The 19307-nt window shown below is 54.8% G+C and carries 19 protein-coding genes; 14 read left to right on the top strand and 5 right to left on the bottom strand.

The genetic code is table 11. From position 1 onward, the window contains the following. The first annotated feature begins 29 nt into the window (after positions 1 to 29). Genes pstC through phoB form a run of 5 tightly spaced genes read left to right on the top strand, consistent with a single transcriptional unit; the run spans position 30 to position 5013 of the window. Positions 30 to 1409, top strand: a complete 1380-nt coding sequence (pstC, locus tag LG297_RS17995) for a phosphate ABC transporter permease subunit PstC (protein ID WP_404422703.1) — start codon at positions 30 to 32, stop codon at positions 1407 to 1409. Next, positions 1402 to 2751, top strand: coding sequence for a phosphate ABC transporter permease PstA (pstA, locus tag LG297_RS17990; RefSeq protein ID WP_404422701.1), 1350 nt, complete (start codon positions 1402 to 1404; stop codon positions 2749 to 2751). The genes pstC and pstA overlap by 8 nt, the downstream gene beginning before the upstream one ends. A 1-nt stretch (position 2752) precedes the next feature. Next, positions 2753 to 3556, top strand: coding sequence for a phosphate ABC transporter ATP-binding protein PstB (gene pstB, locus LG297_RS17985; RefSeq protein WP_404422699.1), 804 nt, complete (start codon positions 2753 to 2755; stop codon positions 3554 to 3556). Between the two features lie 21 nt (positions 3557 to 3577). After that, a complete protein-coding gene (gene phoU / locus LG297_RS17980; RefSeq protein WP_404422697.1) occupies positions 3578 to 4300 on the top strand; it encodes a phosphate signaling complex protein PhoU in 723 nt (240 codons plus the stop codon). A 17-nt stretch (positions 4301 to 4317) separates the two neighbouring features. Further along, positions 4318 to 5013, top strand: coding sequence for a phosphate regulon transcriptional regulator PhoB (gene phoB, locus LG297_RS17975; protein ID WP_404422695.1), 696 nt, complete (start codon positions 4318 to 4320; stop codon positions 5011 to 5013). Between the two features lie 63 nt (positions 5014 to 5076). On the opposite strand, the gene LG297_RS17970 is transcribed toward phoB, so the two are convergent. Further along, positions 5077 to 6837, bottom strand: a complete 1761-nt coding sequence (locus tag LG297_RS17970; RefSeq protein WP_404422693.1) for a cation:proton antiporter — start codon at positions 6835 to 6837, stop codon at positions 5077 to 5079. A gap of 318 nt (positions 6838 to 7155) precedes the next feature. On the opposite strand from LG297_RS17970, the gene LG297_RS17965 reads away from it, so the two are divergent. From LG297_RS17965 to moaE, 6 genes are all read left to right on the top strand, one after another. Then, on the top strand, positions 7156 to 8118 hold the full coding sequence (locus tag LG297_RS17965) for a calcium/sodium antiporter (protein ID WP_404422691.1): 963 nt from the start codon (positions 7156 to 7158) through the stop codon (positions 8116 to 8118). 120 nt (positions 8119 to 8238) lie between these two features. Next, on the top strand, positions 8239 to 9009 hold the full coding sequence (locus tag LG297_RS17960) for an SDR family oxidoreductase (protein ID WP_404422689.1): 771 nt from the start codon (positions 8239 to 8241) through the stop codon (positions 9007 to 9009). Positions 9010 to 9070: 61 nt separating this feature from the next. After that, positions 9071 to 9496 (top strand): dihydroneopterin aldolase, encoded by a 426-nt coding sequence (folB, locus tag LG297_RS17955; RefSeq protein ID WP_051682075.1) that lies wholly within the window; start codon positions 9071 to 9073, stop codon positions 9494 to 9496. A gap of 439 nt (positions 9497 to 9935) precedes the next feature. Then, positions 9936 to 11855, top strand: coding sequence for an excinuclease ABC subunit UvrC (gene uvrC / locus LG297_RS17950; protein WP_404422687.1), 1920 nt, complete (start codon positions 9936 to 9938; stop codon positions 11853 to 11855). 152 nt (positions 11856 to 12007) lie between these two features. Then, complete coding sequence (gene pgsA / locus LG297_RS17945; protein WP_037987084.1) at positions 12008 to 12559, top strand: CDP-diacylglycerol--glycerol-3-phosphate 3-phosphatidyltransferase; 552 nt, start codon at positions 12008 to 12010, stop codon at positions 12557 to 12559. Between the two features lie 24 nt (positions 12560 to 12583). Continuing rightward, positions 12584 to 13042, top strand: coding sequence for a molybdopterin synthase catalytic subunit MoaE (gene moaE, locus LG297_RS17940; RefSeq protein ID WP_404422685.1), 459 nt, complete (start codon positions 12584 to 12586; stop codon positions 13040 to 13042). On the opposite strand, the gene LG297_RS17935 is transcribed toward moaE, so the two are convergent. The 4 genes from LG297_RS17935 to LG297_RS17920 form a co-directional block, all read right to left on the bottom strand. Then, on the bottom strand, positions 13039 to 13329 hold the full coding sequence (locus tag LG297_RS17935) for a hypothetical protein (RefSeq protein ID WP_404422683.1): 291 nt from the start codon (positions 13327 to 13329) through the stop codon (positions 13039 to 13041). The two genes, moaE and LG297_RS17935, sit on opposite strands and share 4 nt — an antisense overlap. A 9-nt stretch (positions 13330 to 13338) precedes the next feature. Next, positions 13339 to 14208 carry a hypothetical protein gene (locus LG297_RS17930; protein ID WP_404422681.1) on the bottom strand — a complete coding sequence of 290 codons (870 nt, stop codon included), beginning with the start codon at positions 14206 to 14208 and terminating at the stop codon, positions 13339 to 13341. A gap of 99 nt (positions 14209 to 14307) precedes the next feature. Further along, positions 14308 to 14952, bottom strand: coding sequence for a methionine biosynthesis protein MetW (metW, locus tag LG297_RS17925; protein WP_404422679.1), 645 nt, complete (start codon positions 14950 to 14952; stop codon positions 14308 to 14310). Between the two features lie 3 nt (positions 14953 to 14955). Further along, a complete protein-coding gene (locus LG297_RS17920; RefSeq protein ID WP_404422677.1) occupies positions 14956 to 16116 on the bottom strand; it encodes a homoserine O-acetyltransferase in 1161 nt (386 codons plus the stop codon). Between the two features lie 177 nt (positions 16117 to 16293). On the opposite strand from LG297_RS17920, the gene LG297_RS17915 reads away from it, so the two are divergent. From LG297_RS17915 to LG297_RS17905, 3 genes are read left to right on the top strand one after another with little or no spacing between them, the layout of a single operon-like run. Further along, positions 16294 to 17187 carry a chorismate mutase gene (locus LG297_RS17915; protein ID WP_404422675.1) on the top strand — a complete coding sequence of 298 codons (894 nt, stop codon included), beginning with the start codon at positions 16294 to 16296 and terminating at the stop codon, positions 17185 to 17187. A 54-nt stretch (positions 17188 to 17241) separates the two neighbouring features. After that, positions 17242 to 18339 (top strand): histidinol-phosphate transaminase, encoded by a 1098-nt coding sequence (gene hisC, locus LG297_RS17910; RefSeq protein ID WP_404422673.1) that lies wholly within the window; start codon positions 17242 to 17244, stop codon positions 18337 to 18339. Between the two features lies 1 nt (position 18340). After that, positions 18341 to 19306 (top strand): prephenate/arogenate dehydrogenase family protein, encoded by a 966-nt coding sequence (locus LG297_RS17905; RefSeq protein WP_404422671.1) that lies wholly within the window; start codon positions 18341 to 18343, stop codon positions 19304 to 19306. The last annotated feature ends 1 nt before the right edge of the window (position 19307 follow it).

Raw genomic sequence — 19307 nt, 5'->3', positions numbered from 1 at the left:
GTCATTCTCTGGCAAATGGATTAACCGCAATGTCCCTGACCTATTTGCTGCTTGCCGTGGCAATCCTGTGCGCCGTGTCATTCTATTTCGGTCGACAGCGCGCCGTTGCCTTGTCAAACGGACGATACAGCAATCTTCATTCGCTGCCAGCGCATTACGGGATGTATACGGCGTTGTGGTGCGGTTTGCCTGCCTTGGGTCTTTTGGTGGTTTGGATGCTGTTTGAAGGGACGATCATTCAGACAATGATCGTTGCCGATCTTCCTGAAGAAGTGAGGTCCAATTCGGGGCTGTTATCTTTGGCGCTTAACAGTATCTCGCAAATTGCAGCCGGAGGCGGGGAACATCTTACCGTTTCTCCCGAGATCGTGGAGGCAGGTCACCGGCTTGCAAACCTCAACACTATTGGGAATGCGGCTCTTATTGTCGTGATGCTGTCCGTTGCCCTGCTGGGGTTGACGCTATCTTATCGCCGGATTTCGTCGGAAATGCGCGCGCGGAACAATGTCGAACGGCTGTTTCGATACATTATGATTGTGTGTTCGGCGATTGCCATCCTGTCGACAGTCGGCATTGTTTTCTCGCTTTTGTTTGAAGCGCTGCATTTCTTTAACAAGATCAGCCCGTTGGAATTCCTGTTTGGTCTGGAATGGAGCCCGCAGACGGCCATCCGTGCCGATCAGGTGGCATCAGAAGGCGCATTTGGAGCAATTCCGCTTTTTGTCGGGACACTGCTGATTACGTTGATCGCAATGTTTGTGGCGGTGCCGGTCGGCTTGTTTTCTGCCATCTATATGGGGGAATATGCATCGCCGAAATTTCGCGCCGTTGCCAAGCCTGCGCTTGAAATTCTGGCGGGTGTTCCGACGGTTGTTTACGGCTTCTTTGCAGCCCTGACGGTTGCACCGTTCCTGCGTGATAATGGGGCTGTGCTGGGACTTGATGTCAGTTCCGAAAGTGCGCTGGCTGCGGGGCTGGTCATGGGGGTCATGATCATTCCGTTTGTGTCTTCGCTGTCTGACGATGTCATGTCCCAGGTGCCGAAATCGTTGCGCGACGGATCATATGGTCTTGGTGCAACACGGTCTGAAACCATTCGGCATGTGATCCTTCCCGCTGCCCTGCCGGGTGTTGTCGGGGCGGTTCTGCTGGCAGTATCGCGTGCAATTGGGGAAACCATGATCGTGGTGATGGCGGCCGGGCTTGCTGCCAATATGACGGTAAACCCGTTGGAAGCCGTAACGACTGTAACCGTGCAGATTGTGACGCTTCTGGTCGGTGACCAGGAGTTCGACAGTGCCAAAACCCTGTCGGCATTTGCGTTGGGTCTGCTTCTTTTCCTTATCACCTTGGGTCTGAACGTGTTTGCCCTTAAGGTTGTTCAGAAGTATCGCGAGAAATATGACTGATATGGCATCGCTGATGGAAGATAGAGCTGCCGCCAAGGTGATCTCTGGCAATCTGCATACGCCGGTTGACTGGGACAGCCCCAAATTGGCACGTAACATTAAAAAACGTTACGCAGCGGAACGCAGGTTCAAGATTTACGGCTTAAGCGCGATTGCCATCGCTCTTATGGCGCTGGTTGTGCTTGGTTATTCGATCATTTCGAAAGGCTATAGCGCCTTTTTCCAGACCTATGTTCAGATGGAAATCTTTTTTGACCCGGCCGAGATTGATCCGGATGGAACGGGTGATCCGGCGGTTATTGGCAGGGCCAATTTCGACGGTCTGATCAAGACCGCGTTGCGTGAAAAGTTCCCGGAAGTTAGCGGACGTAGCGAACGGCGTGATCTCTATGACATTGTTTCGGGCGGGGCATCTTATGATCTGCGCGAACGTGTGCTGGAAAATCCGTCCCTGATCGGACAGACCCGGAAAATCTGGATGATTTCCGGTGACGATTTCGACATGCTCAACAAGGGGTATATCAGTGCTGATACAGACGAAGGCGACCGTCGACTGAACGATCAGGAGATCGGTTGGTATAATACCCTTGTTTCCGAAGGATCGGTTGAAAAGCAGTTCCACACACGCTTCTTTACCAGTGGTGATTCTCGTGAACCGGAATTGGCGGGGATCTGGGGCGCTGCGGTCGGGTCGTTCTACACGCTGGTTGTGACGCTTGTACTGTCGTTCCCGATTGGTGTTCTGGCGGCGATCTATCTGGAAGAATTCGCACCGCGTAACCGGTTCACGACGATTGTCGAGGTCAATATCAACAACCTTGCGGCAGTGCCGTCGATAGTGTTCGGTCTTCTCGGGCTTGAGGTCTACCTTAATGTCATGCATCTGCCGCGGTCGGCCCCGGTTGTCGGCGGCCTGACACTGGCACTGATGACATTGCCGACCATCATTATTGCATCGCGTGCGGCCATCAAGGCTGTGCCGCCGTCGATCCGGCAGGCTGCCCTTGGTCTTGGCGCATCGCCGGTACAGACCGTAACCCATCATGTATTGCCGCTGGCAATGCCCGGTATCCTGACCGGTACCATCATCGGCATGGCGCAGGCACTTGGCGAAACGGCACCGCTTCTGATGATCGGTATGGTGGCGTTTATTGTTGATATCCCGGGCGGGGCACTTGATCCGGCGACGGTTCTGCCGGTGCAGATTTATCTGTGGGCTGATAGCCCGGAACGTGCCTTTGTCGAAAAAACCTCGGCAGCGATTATGGTGTTGCTGGGCTTCCTGATTCTGATGAACGGATTGGCCGTGTATCTGCGCAAGAAATTTGAACGGAAGTGGTAAAATGGCTGTTGTAACTGAAAGCGCAATGACGGCAGAGCCGTCAGTCACCAGTCCGAAAATGACGGCACGTGACCTCAATCTTTTCTATGGCGACAACCAGGCGCTTTTTGATGTCAATCTTGACATTGTCGAGCGCCAGGTGACGGCATTGATCGGCCCGTCGGGCTGCGGCAAGTCGACTTTCCTGCGCTGCATGAACCGCATGAATGACACGATTGACGGTGTTACGATCAATGGCAAGGTGACGCTTGATGATCGTGATATCTATGACAAGGCGATTGACGTTGTTCAGTTGCGTGCCCGTATCGGTATGGTGTTCCAGAAACCAAACCCGTTCCCGAAATCGATCTATGACAACGTGGCTTATGGACCGCGTATTCACGGCCTGGTCAATTCGCGTGACGAGCTTGACGAAATCGTCATGACCTCGCTTGAGCGAGCGGGCCTTCTGAAAGAAGTCAAGGATCGTCTGCCGGAACCGGCAACCGGTCTTTCGGGTGGTCAGCAGCAGCGCCTTTGCATTGCGCGTGCGGTTGCCGTCAGCCCCGAAGTCATCCTGATGGATGAACCGTGCTCGGCACTTGACCCGATTGCCACCGCAAAGGTCGAGGAACTGATCGACGAACTTCGTTCGAACTACACCATTGTGATCGTAACGCACTCCATGCAGCAGGCGGCCCGCGTGTCGCAGCGCACGGCGTTCTTCCATCTCGGCAAGCTGGTCGAAGTGGGCGAAACCGATCAGATTTTCACCAATCCCAAGGACGAACGCACCAAGGGATACATTACGGGTCGCTTCGGTTAAGTCCGGGCAGGAGTATTTTCGATGGCCGATGACAAACATCATATCGTTAGTTCGTTTGACGAAGAACTGACCCGTCTGAACAATATCATCTCGCAGATGGGCGGGCTTGCCGAAAGCCAGTTGATTTCTGCGATCCGCGCAATCGTCAAACGGGATTCGGAACTGGCCGAGAAGGTCATTCTTTCCGATCACCGTATTGATCTGCTCGAACAGGAAGTGCAGGATTTTGCCGTACGTCTTCTGGCCCTGCGTCAGCCGATGGCAGACGATTTGCGTCAGGTGGTAACCGCACTGAAACTTTCGAACGATCTGGAACGTATCGGTGATCTGGCGAAAAACATTGCCAAGCGTGCGCAGGTGCTAAACCAGGTTCCGCCGATCCGCCCGGTTCAGGTGATCCCGAACATGGCGAAGCTGTGCCAGGAAATCATCAAGGACGTTCTGGACGCCTATATCGAAGGCGATGCGGAAAAGGCACAGCGTGTATGGGCGCGTGATCAGGAAGTTGACGACATGTACAACTCCCTGTTCCGCGAACTTCTGACCTACATGATGGAAGATCCGCGCAACATCACGGCATCGACCCATCTGCTGTTTATCGCCAAGAACATCGAACGTATTGGCGATCATGCAACCAACATTGCCGAAACGATCTATTACCGGATCAAGGGCGAAGACCTGCCGGTGGATACGCGGCCAAAAAATGATGCGGCGAACTTTGCCGTTGTAGAACCGAATGAGTGACACTGGAGCATAGGAAGATGGACCCAACGGTTCTTATCGTCGAGGACGAAGCTGCAATCGTAACCATGTTGCGCTACAACCTCGAACGCGAGGGGATGCAGGTTGTCGAAGCCGGGGACGGTGACGAAGCGTTGAAAATTCTGGCCGAAACCCATGTCGATCTGGTGCTGCTGGACTGGATGCTGCCGGTGATGTCGGGGATCGAGGTTTGCCGCCAGATCCGCCGGAAACCGGAAAGCCGCGATTTGCCGGTGATCATGGTGACGGCGCGTGGCGAAGAAGGCGACCGCATCCGCGGCCTTGATACCGGGGCCGACGATTATGTGACCAAGCCGTTCGCGATTGGCGAATTGCTGGCGCGTATCCGGGCGTTGCTGCGCCGATCCGGCCCGGCGCAACCACAGGGGCAGTTGATCTATTCCGATATCGAAATGGATCTGGCCGCCCATCGTGTCAGCCGAAATGGCAAGGCGATCCATCTTGGCCCGACCGAATTCCGTCTGCTGCGTTACTTCCTGGAGCATCCGGGGCGGGTTTTCTCTCGCGAGCAGCTTCTGAATGCGGTTTGGGGGCCGAATATCTATGTCGAAACCCGTACTGTCGACGTTCACATTCGTCGCCTGCGCAAGGCATTGAATGATGTCAAGGGAACGCGCGATGTCATCCGCACCGTCCGTGCCGCGGGATATGCACTGGATGTTGAAGTCGCCTAAGTACACTTTTATTCCGGAAGACGAAACGAAAGGCCCCCATTCTTGTGATGGGGGTTTTTGTATTCAGGTGCTTTTCTTGTCTTTTGCCAGTTTGTCCGGTTTTGTTGCGGTGTCTTCTGTCTTGTGGCGAGATGTTCGTGGTGCAAGTTCGTTCATCAACAGCATATCGGCACGCCGGAACTTGGCGATTTCGATATCGATATCTTCCTGCGGGATATCGCAGGCTGCCAGAACATGATCGGACAGGCGCAAACCGGTTTCGAGCACTTCGGGGATGGCCGCATCCGCCCCACTTCGCGACAGGGGCCCGATATGGGTGATGTCCTGTGCGCGGGCAAAGATTTTCAGATGCGGATAATGCTGACGCAGCAGGGCAACGGTTTTTTCGGTCGCGTGCGGGTTGCCCATGGCAACGGCCGCAACATGGGCCTGTTCGGTATGGGCGGCACGAAATGTTTCCGGGCGTGAACCATCGGCAAAATAGACCGGAAGCCCTTCGGCACGGCCACGCGATACCTGTTGGGCATCGGATTCCAGAACGATGAACGGAATGTTTTTGGTACGCAGCAAGCGCGCCAGAACCCGACCGACACGCCCGCAGCCGATCACCAGAACATGTTTTTGAATGCCGTCGGTTTCATCGGATATCTCGGTCAGCTGGTCATTTTCCCTGGGATGTAGTTTCTGTTCGATCCGGTGACCCAGTGAAATCAGGGTCGGTGTCAGACCCATGGAAATGGCAACAACGGGTATCAGCAGAACGGCAATGTCGCGCGGAACCGCGCCGTTCTGGGACGCGAGTGCCAGCATGACAAAAGCAAATTCGCCACCCGCGGCAAGGCTCATGGCAACCCGGATTGACGATGCCCGGTTAAAGCCGATCAGCAGGGACAATCCGAACAGAACCGCTGCCTTAACCGCAAGAAGCCCGATCAGCCACAATATGATCGTTCCGGCCTCGCCAATAACCACATTGGCATTGACCGACATGCCAACCGACATGAAGAACAGCGACAGAAACACGCCGCGAAACGGTGAAATATCGGCTTCGATCTGATGGCGGAATTCGGTTTCGGCCAACATCACCCCGGCAATGAAGGCCCCAAGCGCCATCGAAAGCCCGGCCGCCTCGGTCAGCGTACTGGCGGCAAGCACGACAAACAGCGTGCCGATTGCAAAAAGTTCCGGGTTCTTAAGGGCGGCGATATAGCGAAACAGGCGCGGCAGCAGATAACGGCCGGCCAGCAGCAATATGGCAACGGCGCCGATACCGCTTAACACGCTGATCCACGGGCTGGTTTCCGTTCCGGCCTTGCCCGCGGCCTGAACCATGATCAGGAACGGCCCAACAGCAACGTCCTGCAGCAGCAGGATTGCAAGGGCCGCACGCCCGAAACGGGTATGCAACTGCCGTTCATCGGAAAGCTGCTTGAGGATAATTGCGGTCGACGACAATGCCAACGCCCCGGCAATCACGATCGAGGATGGCATATCGCTACTTATCAGGAACAACACACCAAACATCACCGCCATGGTGACAGAGATCTGCAGGAAACCAAGAGTGGCAAACCGGCCGCCAATGACACGTAATCGTTCGCGCGAAAGTTCAAGGCCGATCATGAAAAGCAAAAAGACAATGCCAAGTTCGGCAACGGTTGAAATGTCTTCGCGGTCACTGATCAGGCCAAAACCGAAAGGACCGATGCAAAAACCGCCGATCAGAAAACCGATGATCGAGTTTGCGCGTAATTTTTGCGCCAACGGGACGGCAATCACCGCCGCGGTCAGGACAAGGAATAGCTCGAACAGAACGCTGTGTGACATGGTGGGCTATGCGTCCGGGGCAGATGGGCATGTAAAGGAAGTCGCTGAAATCAGGATAGCGGAAATACCCCTATGATTTCTATGGAAATTTTGCGTTTGCGAAGACATCGGTGACGGATGTATGCCATGTGGATACAGATATTCCTGCAGATATGTGACCGATCCAGTCATACAGTGTGGGAACCGTATCACAGTGACGGATGGAATGGCATCGCAACGGGCTGAGGCGGCTTGCTATTCTGTTTGCGGAATGCCATGTTCCGCGGGCCCGCAAACGGGCAAAGAAAAATAATGGTTCCCAAAACGAGCAGGCCAGAATTGGAACAATTCATCCCCTATTTACAGATTATCGGTGGTCTTGTGCTTTTGACGGCCGGTGGCGAGTTTATTGTTCGCGGTGCTGTCGGTCTGGCGCTGTTGCTGGGGGTTTCCAAGATCATCGTCGGCCTGACAGTGGTTGCAGCCGGCACTTCTGCCCCGGAATTCGTTGTGTCGCTGAATGCGGCACTTGCCGGGTCCGGTGACATTGCGATGGGCAATGTTGTTGGTTCGAACATTGCCAATATCCTTCTTATCCTTGGGGCGACGGCTGTTCTGAAGCCGATTGCGGCGTCCCGGACAATGGTTGTACGCGACGGTGGCACGATGTTGCTGGGCACGGTGCTGTTTATCGGGCTTTGCATGTTCGGGGTTGTGGAACGCTGGGCCGGTGCGATCATGCTGCTGGTTCTGGCTGCGATCTGGTATTTCACCTATCAGCATGACAAGAAAAGCCCGGGCGAAGCCAGCCAGCTGCATGAAGAAGAAGTCGACGAAGTCGGCGAGGTGCCAAGCGGTTGGTTGAAACCGATCATCGCGACCGTTATCGGGATTGTTGCCCTGGCATATGGTGCGGATCTGCTGGTGGATGGGGGTGTTTCGGTTGCGCGTCAGTTCGGTGTGTCCGAAGCCGTTATAGGTTTGACGCTTGTCGCGTTCGGAACGTCACTGCCGGAACTGGCAGCGTCGATCGTCGCTGCGTTCCGCGGTCATTCCGATGTGGCGCTGGGCAATGTCGTTGGCTCCAACCTTTTGAACCTGTTGGTGATTATCGGCGGTGTGTCGCTTATTGCACCAATTGCGGTGCCCGATCAGATTCTGCAATCCGATCTTTGGATCATGCTGGCAGTAACCGTTCTTTTGCTGATTGTCGGTTATTTCCTGCGCGGGATATCGCGGATCACGGGTACGATCTTTGTCGTGGCCTATTTGGGATATGTTGCAAGTCTGGTTACGGCCTGACCTGTCAACAGGGCTGATATCGGTCATGCGACAATGGACCGGCACGACGGTTTGATTGTAAGTTCCGATGCTGCCTGTCCTTAAACACCGGCGCATCTTGACGGACGGGATGGAAACCAGATGACAGGGAAAATACCGAAAACGGCCCTTGTAACCGGGGCGGCCAAGCGCATCGGACGGGCTTTATCGTTTGATCTGGCCGCGCAGGGATATGATGTTGCCCTGCATTGCCATTCATCGCGCAGGGATGCGGAACAGCTTGCCGATGAAATCCGTGCTCTTGGCAGGAGAGCCTGCGTCATTTCTGCCGACCTTGGCAGGGAAGAAGACACCAGCCGTGTCGTGCGCGAAGCAACTGCCGCACTTGGCCCGATTGGTGTTCTGATCAACAATGCATCCACCTTTGAATATGATGATATCAGCACCGCCACGCGTGAGGGCTGGGACTATCATATGGAAGCCAATCTGCGCGCGCCGTTCGTGTTGTCGCAGGATTTCGCCAAACGGTTACCGCCGGGGCAAAAGGGTGTCATCATCAATCTGATTGATCAGCGCGTCTGGAATCTGACACCGCACTTCATAACCTATACCTTGTCCAAGGCCGGTCTTTGGACCCTGACCCAGACACTGGCGCTGGCATTGGCACCGCAAATCCGGGTTAATGCGATTGGGCCGGGGCCGGCACTGCCTAGTGTCCGGCAAACACAGGAAGTTTTCGATCAGCAATGTGGTCAGACTCCCCTGAAAATTGGGACAAACCCGCAAGAGATTTGCGACGCGGTACGATTTTTCCTTGCCGCGCCAGCCATCACCGGGCAAATGTTAGCGCTTGACGGCGGGCAGCACCTGAATTGGTCGCCCAGTGGCGAACAGGATATGCCAGAGGAATGATGAGTCGGGCCTGGGTTCCGGACATCTGGCCGCACAAGCGCAGCACAAGGAAGACCAGACCATGACCGCAGGCCTTAAGCAGGACGATAACATTACGACACTGCCCTATGCAGATCATGCAGGCAGTTTGCGTCGTGTCTTCGTACGCGACATGGTGGTCGAGACATCCATTGGCGTATATGACCACGAAAAACATGCCCCGCAGCGGGTGCGAATCAATCTGGATCTTGCCGTGCTCGAAGGCGAGGGTGTCCAGAATGACGATATTGCCACTGTTTTAAGCTACGAGGATCTGGTGACCGGCACGCGTGAAATCTGCCGTGACGGTCATGTGAACCTTGTGGAAACTCTTGGGGAAAAACTGGCCGATATGTGTCTGGCGGATCGCCGGGTGCGCAAGGTGAACGTCCGGGTTGAAAAGCTTGATGTCTTTGACGACGTTGCGGCGGTCGGGGTCGAAATAGAGCGCTTTAATATCGCGCGCTGATCGCATCGGTAAATCTGCGTAAAATTTACTTTTGTTAACGGTTTTGGACGGGGACTCTGTGATTCCTCTAGGCCGAATCGCTGCCGCCCTTATGCACAAGCATCTGGCGGGGTGGAATCAAAGGAAAATATTCTTTTTTGACTCCTCTATTACCGAATGTTTTCAGGTTGACAGTATTTTTTGTGAATTAAATCAATAACTTAACTTGTTTGCTCAATAAATGGGCACTTCATAGAACGTTAAGACTCTCAAGGGGTGCAGCAAAGAGCCCCCCTATTACCCACAAACTTATCCACAGCCTTGGTGGACATCTTTTTCGGGTCGCGATTCTGTGAAGTGATGTTGCGGCGTTAATCTTTTTGGGTATTGTCGGAAGCCTGTTTGTGAAGTGACGGCCGTCACAACTTTTGATTTTTAATAAATCTGCCGGAGACGCCTGATGAAGCCTGAAACCCCATCCGAAAACCCCGCCCGGGAAATCGGATTGTCGCTTGAAAGCGATGAATATGACGGGGGAGCTGCGCGCGGTGTCGAGGCCATCAAACATGCGCTGAAAACCATGCCGGGGTCGGCGGGTGTCTATCGCATGATTGATGACAAGGACCGGGTTCTTTATGTCGGCAAGGCCAAGAACCTTAAAAAGCGTGTGGTCGCCTATACCCGTCTGATGCAGTTGCCGATACGGATTGCCCGTATGGTTGCGCAGGCGGTGCGGATGGAAATCATCACCACCCATACCGAAGCCGAAGCGCTGCTGCTTGAATCCAACCTGATCAAGAAGCTTAAACCGCGATACAACATCCTTCTGCGCGATGACAAAAGTTTCCCCTATATCCTGATCACCGAGGATCATGATTATCCACGCATCGTCAAACATCGCGGGGCACGAGCCAAGGATGGCAGTTGCTTTGGGCCGTTTGCATCCGCTTGGGCGGTGAACAACACGATCAACCATCTGCAGCGGGCCTTTTTGCTGCGGTCCTGCACCGATGCGGTGTTTGCCAACCGGTCGCGCCCGTGTTTGCTGTATCAAATCAAGCGGTGCTCTGCCCCGTGCGTGGACCGGATTGCCAAGGCCGAATATGACGGGCTTGTGGATATCTGCCGTGACTTCCTGACCGGGCGCAGCCAGAAAATCCTCAAGCAGCTTGAAAGTGACATGCTGGCCGCATCCGAACGCATGGATTTTGAACAGGCCGCGATGTATCGCGACCGTATTCGCGCACTAAGCCAGATCAGATCGCATCAGGATATCAATCTGGAAGGCGTTGAAGAGGCCGATGTAATAGCCCTGCATCACGAAGGCGGGCAAAGCTGCGTTCAGGTGTTCTTCTTCCGGTCCGGGTCGAATTATGGCAACCGGTCCTATTTCCCGCGCCATGAGCAGGGGGCGGAAATCCCGGAAATCCTGTCGGCCTTTGTCGGACAGTTCTATGCCGATAAACCGGCCCCGAAACAGGTGCTGCTGTCGCACGAGATCGAAGGCCAGGAACTGGTCGAAACCGCATTGTCGATCAACAATAACCGCAAGATCACCCTGCAGGTGCCCAAGCGTGGCGGTCGACGCAAACTTGTCGAACATGCGATGAACAACGCAAAGGATGCGCTGGGGCGTCGTATGGCCGAAAGCGCGTCACAACGCAAATTGCTGGAAGATCTGGCCGATAAACTGGAACTGGATGGTACGCCGGAACGGATCGAGGTTTACGACAACAGTCACATTCAGGGTACGAACATGGTCGGCGGCATGATCGTCGCCGGGCCCGAGGGCTTTATGAAAAGTGCCTATCGCAAATTCAATATCAAGAGCGACATCGCACCGGGTGATGACTTTGCCATGATGCGTGAAGTCCTGACCCGGCGTTTCGCGCGTGCGCAAAAAGAAGACCCGGACCGGGAAAACGGAACATGGCCGGACCTTTGTCTGATTGATGGCGGTTTGGGGCAGCTTGGCGTGGCCCGCGAAGTGCTTGAAGACCTTGGAATAGAAGATGTGATGCTGGTTGGTGTTGCCAAGGGTGTTGACCGGAATGCTGGCAAGGAAGTGCTGCATATCCCCGGAAAGCCGCCTGTGCGCCTTGATATGCAGGACCCGGTTCTGTATTTCATCCAGCGTCTGCGCGATGAAGCCCACCGTTGGGCAATTGGCACGCATCGCGCCAAACGGTCCAAGCAGATCGGCAAAAGCGTTCTGGATAATGTGCCCGGCGTTGGCGGGGCACGCAAAAAGGCGTTGTTGCATCATTTCGGATCGGCGCGCGGCGTGGCGGATGCCGGTTTAACCGATCTTGAGGCGGTGGATGGCATCAGTGCCGCCCTTGCACGCAAGATTTACGATCATTTCCACGGCGAAAACTGATCACGGTTACCGGCTGTTTCATAACAGGTTTGTTGCAATTGAACGCGGCACTTGTGGTAACTGTCCGGAGACATTAATAATTGCCTCGCATCGGGGAGACAGAAAACGCTTCGCCGGACCGTTCGGTAGAATACCCGCAAACAGGCTTGTTTATGAAAAACCAGATTCCCAATCTGCTAACCTTGTCGCGCATCATTGTGATTCCGGCCTTGGTTGCGTCCTTTTATATCAGCGGACCGGTTGGTAACTGGATCGGGTTTGCACTGTTTGCCTTTGCCGGGGTGACAGACTTTTTTGATGGTTACCTTGCGCGCAGCATGAATGTTGTCTCGCCGCTTGGCCGGTTCCTTGATCCCATTGCGGACAAGCTTCTGGTTGCGGCTGCCCTGATGATGATGGTGGCGTTCGAACGTATTTCCGGTTTGGCCGTTTTGCCCGCCGTGATCATCATGTGCCGGGAAATCATGGTGTCGGGTCTGCGGGAACATCTCGCGGAACTGAAAGTTCCGCTGCCGGTGACGGTCCTTGCGAAATGGAAGACCACGGCACAAATCCTTGCCATCGGGTTTCTTCTGGTCGGGGATGCGTCGCCCGACATGATTCCGTCGATCCTGATCGGTGATATCCTTCTGTGGATTGCCGGGCTGGTGACGGTTCAGACCGGGTATATCTATCTTCGCACCGGGCTAAAGCATCTCGATTAAGGGTTGCACAGGATAAGGTTCCACATGGCACGCGTATCCGTTCAGGAACAGGATTTTGATCCGGGGGCCGAACTGGCAGCCCTGACCGATGGTCGTACCGATATCGGGGCGGCGGTCAGTTTCGTCGGACTGGTGCGTGATATTCATGGCGGTGATCAGGTTTCGGCCCTGATCCTTGATCACTATCCCGGGATGACCGAACGCGAACTTGAAAAGATCGCCGACGAGGCTGCCAATCGCTGGTCGCTTGACGATGTGCGGATCGTGCATCGGTTCGGGCGTATGTTGCCCGGTGAGCGGATTGTCCTGGTGATCACGCTATCGGCCCATCGTCGTGCCGCGTTCGAGGCCTGCGACTTTATCATGGATTTCCTTAAAACCCGTGCGCCGTTCTGGAAACGCGAACAAACCCCCGAAGGCGATCATTGGGTCACGGCGAAGGCATCGGACGATGCCGATGCTGATCGCTGGAACACGGATTAACCAACAAATTTTACCAGAAGCCCGACAAACTGCAGCAGGGCAGCCTGGATTTGGGCGGCATCGTCGATCCGGTCTTTAAGGGCCTTCATTTCGATTATATCCGCATCCGTGATGGCCGATGCATTCTGGATCAGCCGTTTTGCCTGAAGCGTCATAAGCTGATCGGCGGCTTTGTTGCGGCTTTCGGCCATCACGAGTTTTTCGTTGATGTCGGCTGCCTGATAGGCCGCGTCAATTTCAACAAAGCTGTTTTTGGCCGCACGGATCAATTCATCAAGATTGTTCATGGGAATCTCCTATTGTACCGGTGTGGCTGTTGTGCTGCCGGTTGCGGTCTCAAACAGATTGCTGCCCTCGGCGACAAGTTCCGTTGGGGACAGGCTGCGCACCTTTCCGGCCAGAGTTATACCTTGTTCGGCAGCTCCGATCAGGGCATTTACATCCAGCTTGGCGTAATTATCGATCTGCGTTTGCAAATGTCTGCCCAACGCAGATGCCGCCATGAAACTGCGCAGTGTGTGTGTCTGAAGCAGCTTTTCCTCGGCCATCAAGGCGTTCCAGTTCTGCCACCAGATTTGCAGACGCAATGATTTGGCGTCTTCATCATCGTTCGGTTCGGAACGGATTTTGTTCAGTTCGGCAATCAGTGTGCCACGGCGCACAAGATATTGCGGCGGGTCCTTGGCCAGATCGTCGGTGATGGCATCAAGCTGGCTTCGCAGTTTTTCAAGGATCGGACCGGAATCCGTTACCGCCGAAGCACCAAGCGCCGACCCGGCTTCGATCTGATCGAAAATCGCGACAAATTGTAGATACTGGTTGCGCAGGCTGGCCAGTGTCTTTTGCCATTGCTGCGCAACATCCGGATCGATTTTAACCGCATCCGGATCAAGCAGGGTGGGCAGATTGGATGGCGTCACCTGGCCGGTGAAGGCTTCCATATTGGTGATGAATTCGGATTGTCGGGCGCTTTGCGATTTTGGCGCCGGTGTAAATTGAGCGGTCTGTGCCGTGCCATAGGCGTCAAAGGCATCCTCGGTCGCGCTGCCAAACTGGGTAACCGTGATTTTCAGGGTTTCGGCCTTTTGCGAACAGGCCGCCAAAAGCCCGATGCCAATAATCAGGACTGCCTTGCGGGTGAATTGGTAGATCGATGAAACTGCCATAACGTCCCCATCACGTGATCATGCTCGTCACTTGACGGGGGTGGGGGAAAACTGTGATGGCAAAAATGACAAAGGCGTTGGCGGAACTAGGTCCTGACCCTACTTGCTCAGCATGAAAAGCGCCTGATTGCCAAAGAAATTGGCAAGCCGTGAATGGCTGTCCAGACTGACTTTCGATCCGCTTTCATTAAGTACCATTGATCGTTCGATCTTAAAGCCGCATTCATCACAAAGGGCGACGAAATCCCGGACGGTGCAGAAATGGATGTTCGGGGTTTCATACCACATGATCGGCAGATTCGGGTTTTGCGGCATGCGCCCACGGAACATCAAATCAAACCGCGCACGCCAGTGACCGAAATTCGGGAAGGAAACGATGGCTTTCTGGCCGATACGAAGCAGTTCGGTCAAAACCTGTTTCGGGCGGTTGGTCGCCTGCAAAGTCTGGCTAAGAATGGCGTAATCAAACGCCCCGTCGGGATAATCGCCAAGGTCACGGTCAGCATCGCCCTGCATCACCGGAAGACCCTGTGCCACGCAATTGCGCACCCCTTCGTTAGACAGTTCAAGTCCGCGACCGTCGACATTTTTGCTGCGCGTCAGATAGCCGAGCAATTCACCATCGCCACACCCGATATCAAGCACACGGGTGCCGGGTTCGACCATATCGGCAATAAGCTGCAGATCGACACGAATGCGATCATTCGGAATAACGCCGCTGCCATTGGGTAAAGAGTGATTCATAACCTATTTCAATCCCCGGATTTCAGCAGCGCCTTCGATAAAGCCGCTTAACACCATATGGAAATCCGGCTCGTCGAGCAGGAAGGCATCATGCCCCTTGTCGCTTTCGATTTCCACACAACTGACATTGCATGACGACGCATTCAATGCGTGGGCAAGCTGGCGGCTTTCGGCGGTGGTAAAGCACCAGTCGCTGGAGAAGGAAATGACGCAGAAACGGGTTTTGCAACCAACGAAGGCGTCGCCAAGGCGGCCTTCGGCATCGGCGGACAGATCGAAATAATCCATTGCCCGCGTGATATAGAGGTAGCTGTTGGCGTCAAACCGGTCGACAAAGCTTTTGCCCTGATGACGCAGATAGCTTTCGATCTGGAAATCATGATCGAAGCTATAGGTAATGGCCCCGCGATTCTGAAGCTTGCGGCCGAATTTGCGATGCAGGGCCGGTTGCGACAGATAAGTGATGTGCGCGGTCATCCGCGCCACGGCCAGCCCGCGGGATGGTTTCTTGCCTTCCAGCAGGTAATTGCCCCCGCACCAGTCCGGATCGGCCATGACGGCCTGACGCCCGACTTCGTGAAACGCGATATTTTGCGCCGAATGGCGGAAGCTGGTTGCAATCGGGGCGGCGGCGAAAACGCGATGGGAATAGCTTTTGCACCATTCAAGAACCTGCATGCCGCCCATCGAACCGCCAATAACCGCAAACAGGGTATCGATGCCCAGCGCATCGATCAGCATGGTCTGCGCACGCACCATATCGGCAATCGTAATCACCGGGAAATCAAGGCCCCAGGGTTTGCCGGTGGCCGGATTGATTTCCTTGGGCCCGGTACTGCCAAGGCAGCCGCCAATCACGTTTGAACAGATGACGAAATATTTGTCGGTATCGATGATTTTGCCCGGTCCGACAATTTCACGCCACCAGCCTTCCTTGCCGGTGATCGGGTGGACTTCATCGGCGACATACTGATCGCCGGTCAAGGCGTGGCAAACCAGAATGGCGTTGGTTTTGTCGGCGTTAAGTTCGCCATATGTCTGATAGGCAATGGTGAACGGCCCGAATTCGATGCCGCTATCAAGGCGCAGCTTTTCCGTTTCCCCAAGGACCATGTGATGGCCGGGAAGTTTGCTGCGCTGATCTGTGCTGGCGGCGGTCGACATGAATGTCCGTTTCCCTTTGATTAGGTTGTTTTTGTTGTAGGCAAGGCTGGATGGTCCTTGGCATGGATGCAAAGAAACCTGTTCTAGCTAGGAATAGACCGGGATTTAGTCAATCTTTTCTTTGCTTTTCGATTGCCCTGTCCTAATACTGGGCCCCGTTTGACAAAAGAGCGGATCATGGCGCAAAGCGACGAAAATTTGGCAAATCTTGACCTGGACGGGCTGAGGGCGGAAATCGATGATATCGATCAGGCACTGCAATCCCTGATCATTCGGCGCACCAAGGTTGTGCAGGCGGTCGGGGCCTATAAGGATCGTGTGATTGCGGCCGGTGGCAAGGTCAAGGTGCCGTATCGTCCGGCCCGTGAGGCCCGTATCATGCGGACACTGGTTGATCGTCACGATGGTGCCTTCCCGAAAACGGCCCTGATCCAGATCTGGCGCGAAATGATCGCGGCCGGAACGCGGCTGGAGGCCCCATATACCGTGGCACTTTGCCGCAATGCCGATGGTGTCGATTGCTGGGAACTTGCGCGCCTTAATTTTGGCTGCCTCAACGAAATTGTCGAATTTGATACGCCGCGCGAAGCATTTTACGCCCTTGAAGAAGGCCGTGCGGCGGTGGGTGTGTTCCCGAAACCGGAACTCGGCGAAGCACAGCCATGGTGGACTTTCCTGTCCGATGACAGCCCGGTGCGCATTGTATCAAAGCTGCCATTTGGCGGGCGTCCGGTTGGACGTGGTGAGCAGACCGAAGGATTTGTCCTTGCGGCGATCGAGCTTGAAGAAAGCGGGGATGATCGCACACTGTTTATCGTCAGCCTGCCAAACGAGATTTCGATGGATACGGCGCGCAAAAAAATTGCGAATGGCATTGATGGATCGGCAATCCTTGGCTTTTCTGCCGATGAAACCGGTGATCGCCGTTTTGTTCTTGTTGATGTGCCGGGATTCTTTTGTAATCGCGCCGAAGTGTTTCAGCGCGCACTGACCGATCAGGGACTTGATCCCGAAGGGCTCAGTGTTGTTGGTGCCTATGGCGTACCGATTCCCGAAGACGCGCTGAGTTGATTGATACCGGCCGGTTGATTGTCATCGGCCTTGCCCACTGGGAGAAACTAGGAAATGTCTGCGCCCACCCCACGTCCCGGCATTCTTGATATCGCGCCTTATGTTGGCGGCAAGTCGCGCACCGATGGTGCAACCCGCGTAATCAAGCTTTCATCGAACGAAGGCGCGCTTGGCCCGAGCCCCAAGGCCATCGAGGCGCTCCGCAAATCGGCTGAAAAGCTGCATCGCTATCCCGATGGCGGTTGCGAGGCGCTGCGCAACAAACTGGCCGAGAAATACAATCTTGAAGCCGATCAGATTGTCTGCGGTGCCGGTTCGGATGAACTGATCACCCTTCTGATCCGTGCCTATGCCGGTCCGGGGGATGAAGTGCTGTATTCGCAGCATGGCTTCCTGATGTATCCGATTGCGGCCAAGGGTGTCGGTGCGGTTCCGGTGACAGCAGCCGAAACCAACATGACCACCAGCGTTGATGCGCTGCTGGCGGCTGTGACCGAAAAAACCAAAATCGTTTTTGTCGCGAACCCGAACAATCCGACGGGGACCTACATCAATGATGCGGAAATGAAACGCCTGCGTGATGGTCTGCGTGAAGACATCGTTCTGGTCGTTGACGCGGCGTACGCCGAATTCATGACCGGGCAGGAAGATTATTCCGCCGGTGAAGAACTGGTGCGTGCCGGTAAAAATACCGTCATGACCCGCACATTTTCCAAGATTTATGGTCTTGGCGGCATTCGTCTTGGCTGGTGCTATGCGCCGGTTGATATTGCCGACGTTCTGCAACGCCTGCGCAATCCGTTTAACGTTGCCCTTCCGACGCAGGAAGCCGGTCTTGCCGCACTTGATGATGATGAATTCGTCAATGCCTGCGTGCGTCATAATGCTGAAACACTGGCGTGGTTTCGCGATCAGGTGAACGCGATTGACGGGCTGATCGCCCATCCGAGCTATGGCAACTTTGTTCTGGTCGAATTCCCCAGGGAAGAAGGCAGGGATGCCGATGCTGCCAATGATTTTATGATGGCTCAGGGCGTTATCCCGCGCAAAATCGGTGCCTACGGCCTGCCGCAGATGCTTCGTATTTCGATCGGTACGAAGGAAGAAATGGAAATCTGCCTCCAGGCGATCAAAGACTTTGTGAACAGGTAAAATGACCAACACCGCATCCGAACCGCTTTTTGATACCGTTGCTTTTATCGGCATGGGGCTGATTGGCTCGTCCCTGGCACGTCGCATTCTGCGCGACGGTCTGGCGAAAAAGATCACCTGTGCCGTGCGTTCCGAAGCCACCCGTGATCGGGTGCTTGAACTTGGTATTGCCGATGAAGCCTATTGCGACATCAAGGAAGCGGTCAAAGATGCCGATCTGGTGATGATCTGTGCGCCGGTGGGGGCCAATGAAGCCATTGGCGCACAGCTTGCCGGAAACCTTAAAAAGGGTGCGATTGTTTCCGATGTCGGATCGGTCAAACAGGCAGTTATTCGTGATATCGCCCCGCATCTTGACGAAGGCGTTTCGTTCGTGCCGGGCCACCCGTTGGCCGGGACCGAACATTCCGGACCGGATTCCGGTTTTCCCGAACTGTTCGAAGGGCGCTGGTGCATTCTGACCCCGGTTCCCGGAGAAAAGGAAAGTGCGACCGTACGCGTGCAGGCCCTTTGGGAAGCATGTGGCATGAAGGTTGAGTGCATGGATGCCGATCATCATGATCGCATTCTGGGCATCACGTCGCATCTGCCGCACCTGATCGCCTATACCATTGTCGGGACGGCAACCGATCTTGAAGATGCGCTGCGTCAGGAAGTGATCAAGTTTTCCGCATCCGGTTTCCGCGACTTTACCCGCATTGCCGCGTCCGATCCGACGATGTGGCGGGATGTGTTTTTGAATAACCGCGAAGCGGTCCTTGAGGTTCTTGGCCGTTTTCAGGAAGATTTGATGGCGTTGCAACGTGCGATCCGCTGGGGTGAGGGCGAAAAACTGTTCGACCTGTTCACCCGGACACGCGAAATTCGCCGTGGTATTGTCGATGCCGGGCAGTACTTCACCAATTTCTCGGCCGAGGGTGAAGATCGCCAAAGCGATGCCAAGGGTAAAAGCAAGTCCGATAAATAAT

This window comes from Thalassospira australica, from assembly GCF_044790785.1.
In the GTDB taxonomy this organism is placed as follows: Bacteria; Pseudomonadota; Alphaproteobacteria; order Rhodospirillales; family Thalassospiraceae; genus Thalassospira; species Thalassospira australica_A.
This window is presented reverse-complemented; position numbering and strand designations above follow the sequence as displayed.

Excerpts from the sequence above, each read along its gene's own strand:
- phoB (WP_404422695.1), top strand. The coding sequence starts at position 4,318 with ATGGACCCAACGGTTCTTATCGTCGAGGACGAAGCTGCAATCGTAACC.
- uvrC (WP_404422687.1), top strand. The coding sequence starts at position 9,936 with ATGAAGCCTGAAACCCCATCCGAAAACCCCGCCCGGGAAATCGGATTG.
- pstC (WP_404422703.1), top strand. The coding sequence starts at position 30 with ATGTCCCTGACCTATTTGCTGCTTGCCGTGGCAATCCTGTGCGCCGTG.
- folB (WP_051682075.1), top strand. The coding sequence starts at position 9,071 with ATGACCGCAGGCCTTAAGCAGGACGATAACATTACGACACTGCCCTAT.
- pstB (WP_404422699.1), top strand. The coding sequence starts at position 2,753 with ATGGCTGTTGTAACTGAAAGCGCAATGACGGCAGAGCCGTCAGTCACC.
- LG297_RS17970 (WP_404422693.1), bottom strand. The coding sequence starts at position 6,837 with ATGTCACACAGCGTTCTGTTCGAGCTATTCCTTGTCCTGACCGCGGCG.
- LG297_RS17920 (WP_404422677.1), bottom strand. The coding sequence starts at position 16,116 with ATGTCGACCGCCGCCAGCACAGATCAGCGCAGCAAACTTCCCGGCCAT.
- LG297_RS17905 (WP_404422671.1), top strand. The coding sequence starts at position 18,341 with ATGACCAACACCGCATCCGAACCGCTTTTTGATACCGTTGCTTTTATC.
- hisC (WP_404422673.1), top strand. The coding sequence starts at position 17,242 with ATGTCTGCGCCCACCCCACGTCCCGGCATTCTTGATATCGCGCCTTAT.
- moaE (WP_404422685.1), top strand. The coding sequence starts at position 12,584 with ATGGCACGCGTATCCGTTCAGGAACAGGATTTTGATCCGGGGGCCGAA.
- pstA (WP_404422701.1), top strand. The coding sequence starts at position 1,402 with ATGACTGATATGGCATCGCTGATGGAAGATAGAGCTGCCGCCAAGGTG.
- LG297_RS17935 (WP_404422683.1), bottom strand. The coding sequence starts at position 13,329 with ATGAACAATCTTGATGAATTGATCCGTGCGGCCAAAAACAGCTTTGTT.
- phoU (WP_404422697.1), top strand. The coding sequence starts at position 3,578 with ATGGCCGATGACAAACATCATATCGTTAGTTCGTTTGACGAAGAACTG.
- metW (WP_404422679.1), bottom strand. The coding sequence starts at position 14,952 with ATGAATCACTCTTTACCCAATGGCAGCGGCGTTATTCCGAATGATCGC.
- pgsA (WP_037987084.1), top strand. The coding sequence starts at position 12,008 with ATGAAAAACCAGATTCCCAATCTGCTAACCTTGTCGCGCATCATTGTG.
- LG297_RS17960 (WP_404422689.1), top strand. The coding sequence starts at position 8,239 with ATGACAGGGAAAATACCGAAAACGGCCCTTGTAACCGGGGCGGCCAAG.
- LG297_RS17915 (WP_404422675.1), top strand. The coding sequence starts at position 16,294 with ATGGCGCAAAGCGACGAAAATTTGGCAAATCTTGACCTGGACGGGCTG.
- LG297_RS17930 (WP_404422681.1), bottom strand. The coding sequence starts at position 14,208 with ATGGCAGTTTCATCGATCTACCAATTCACCCGCAAGGCAGTCCTGATT.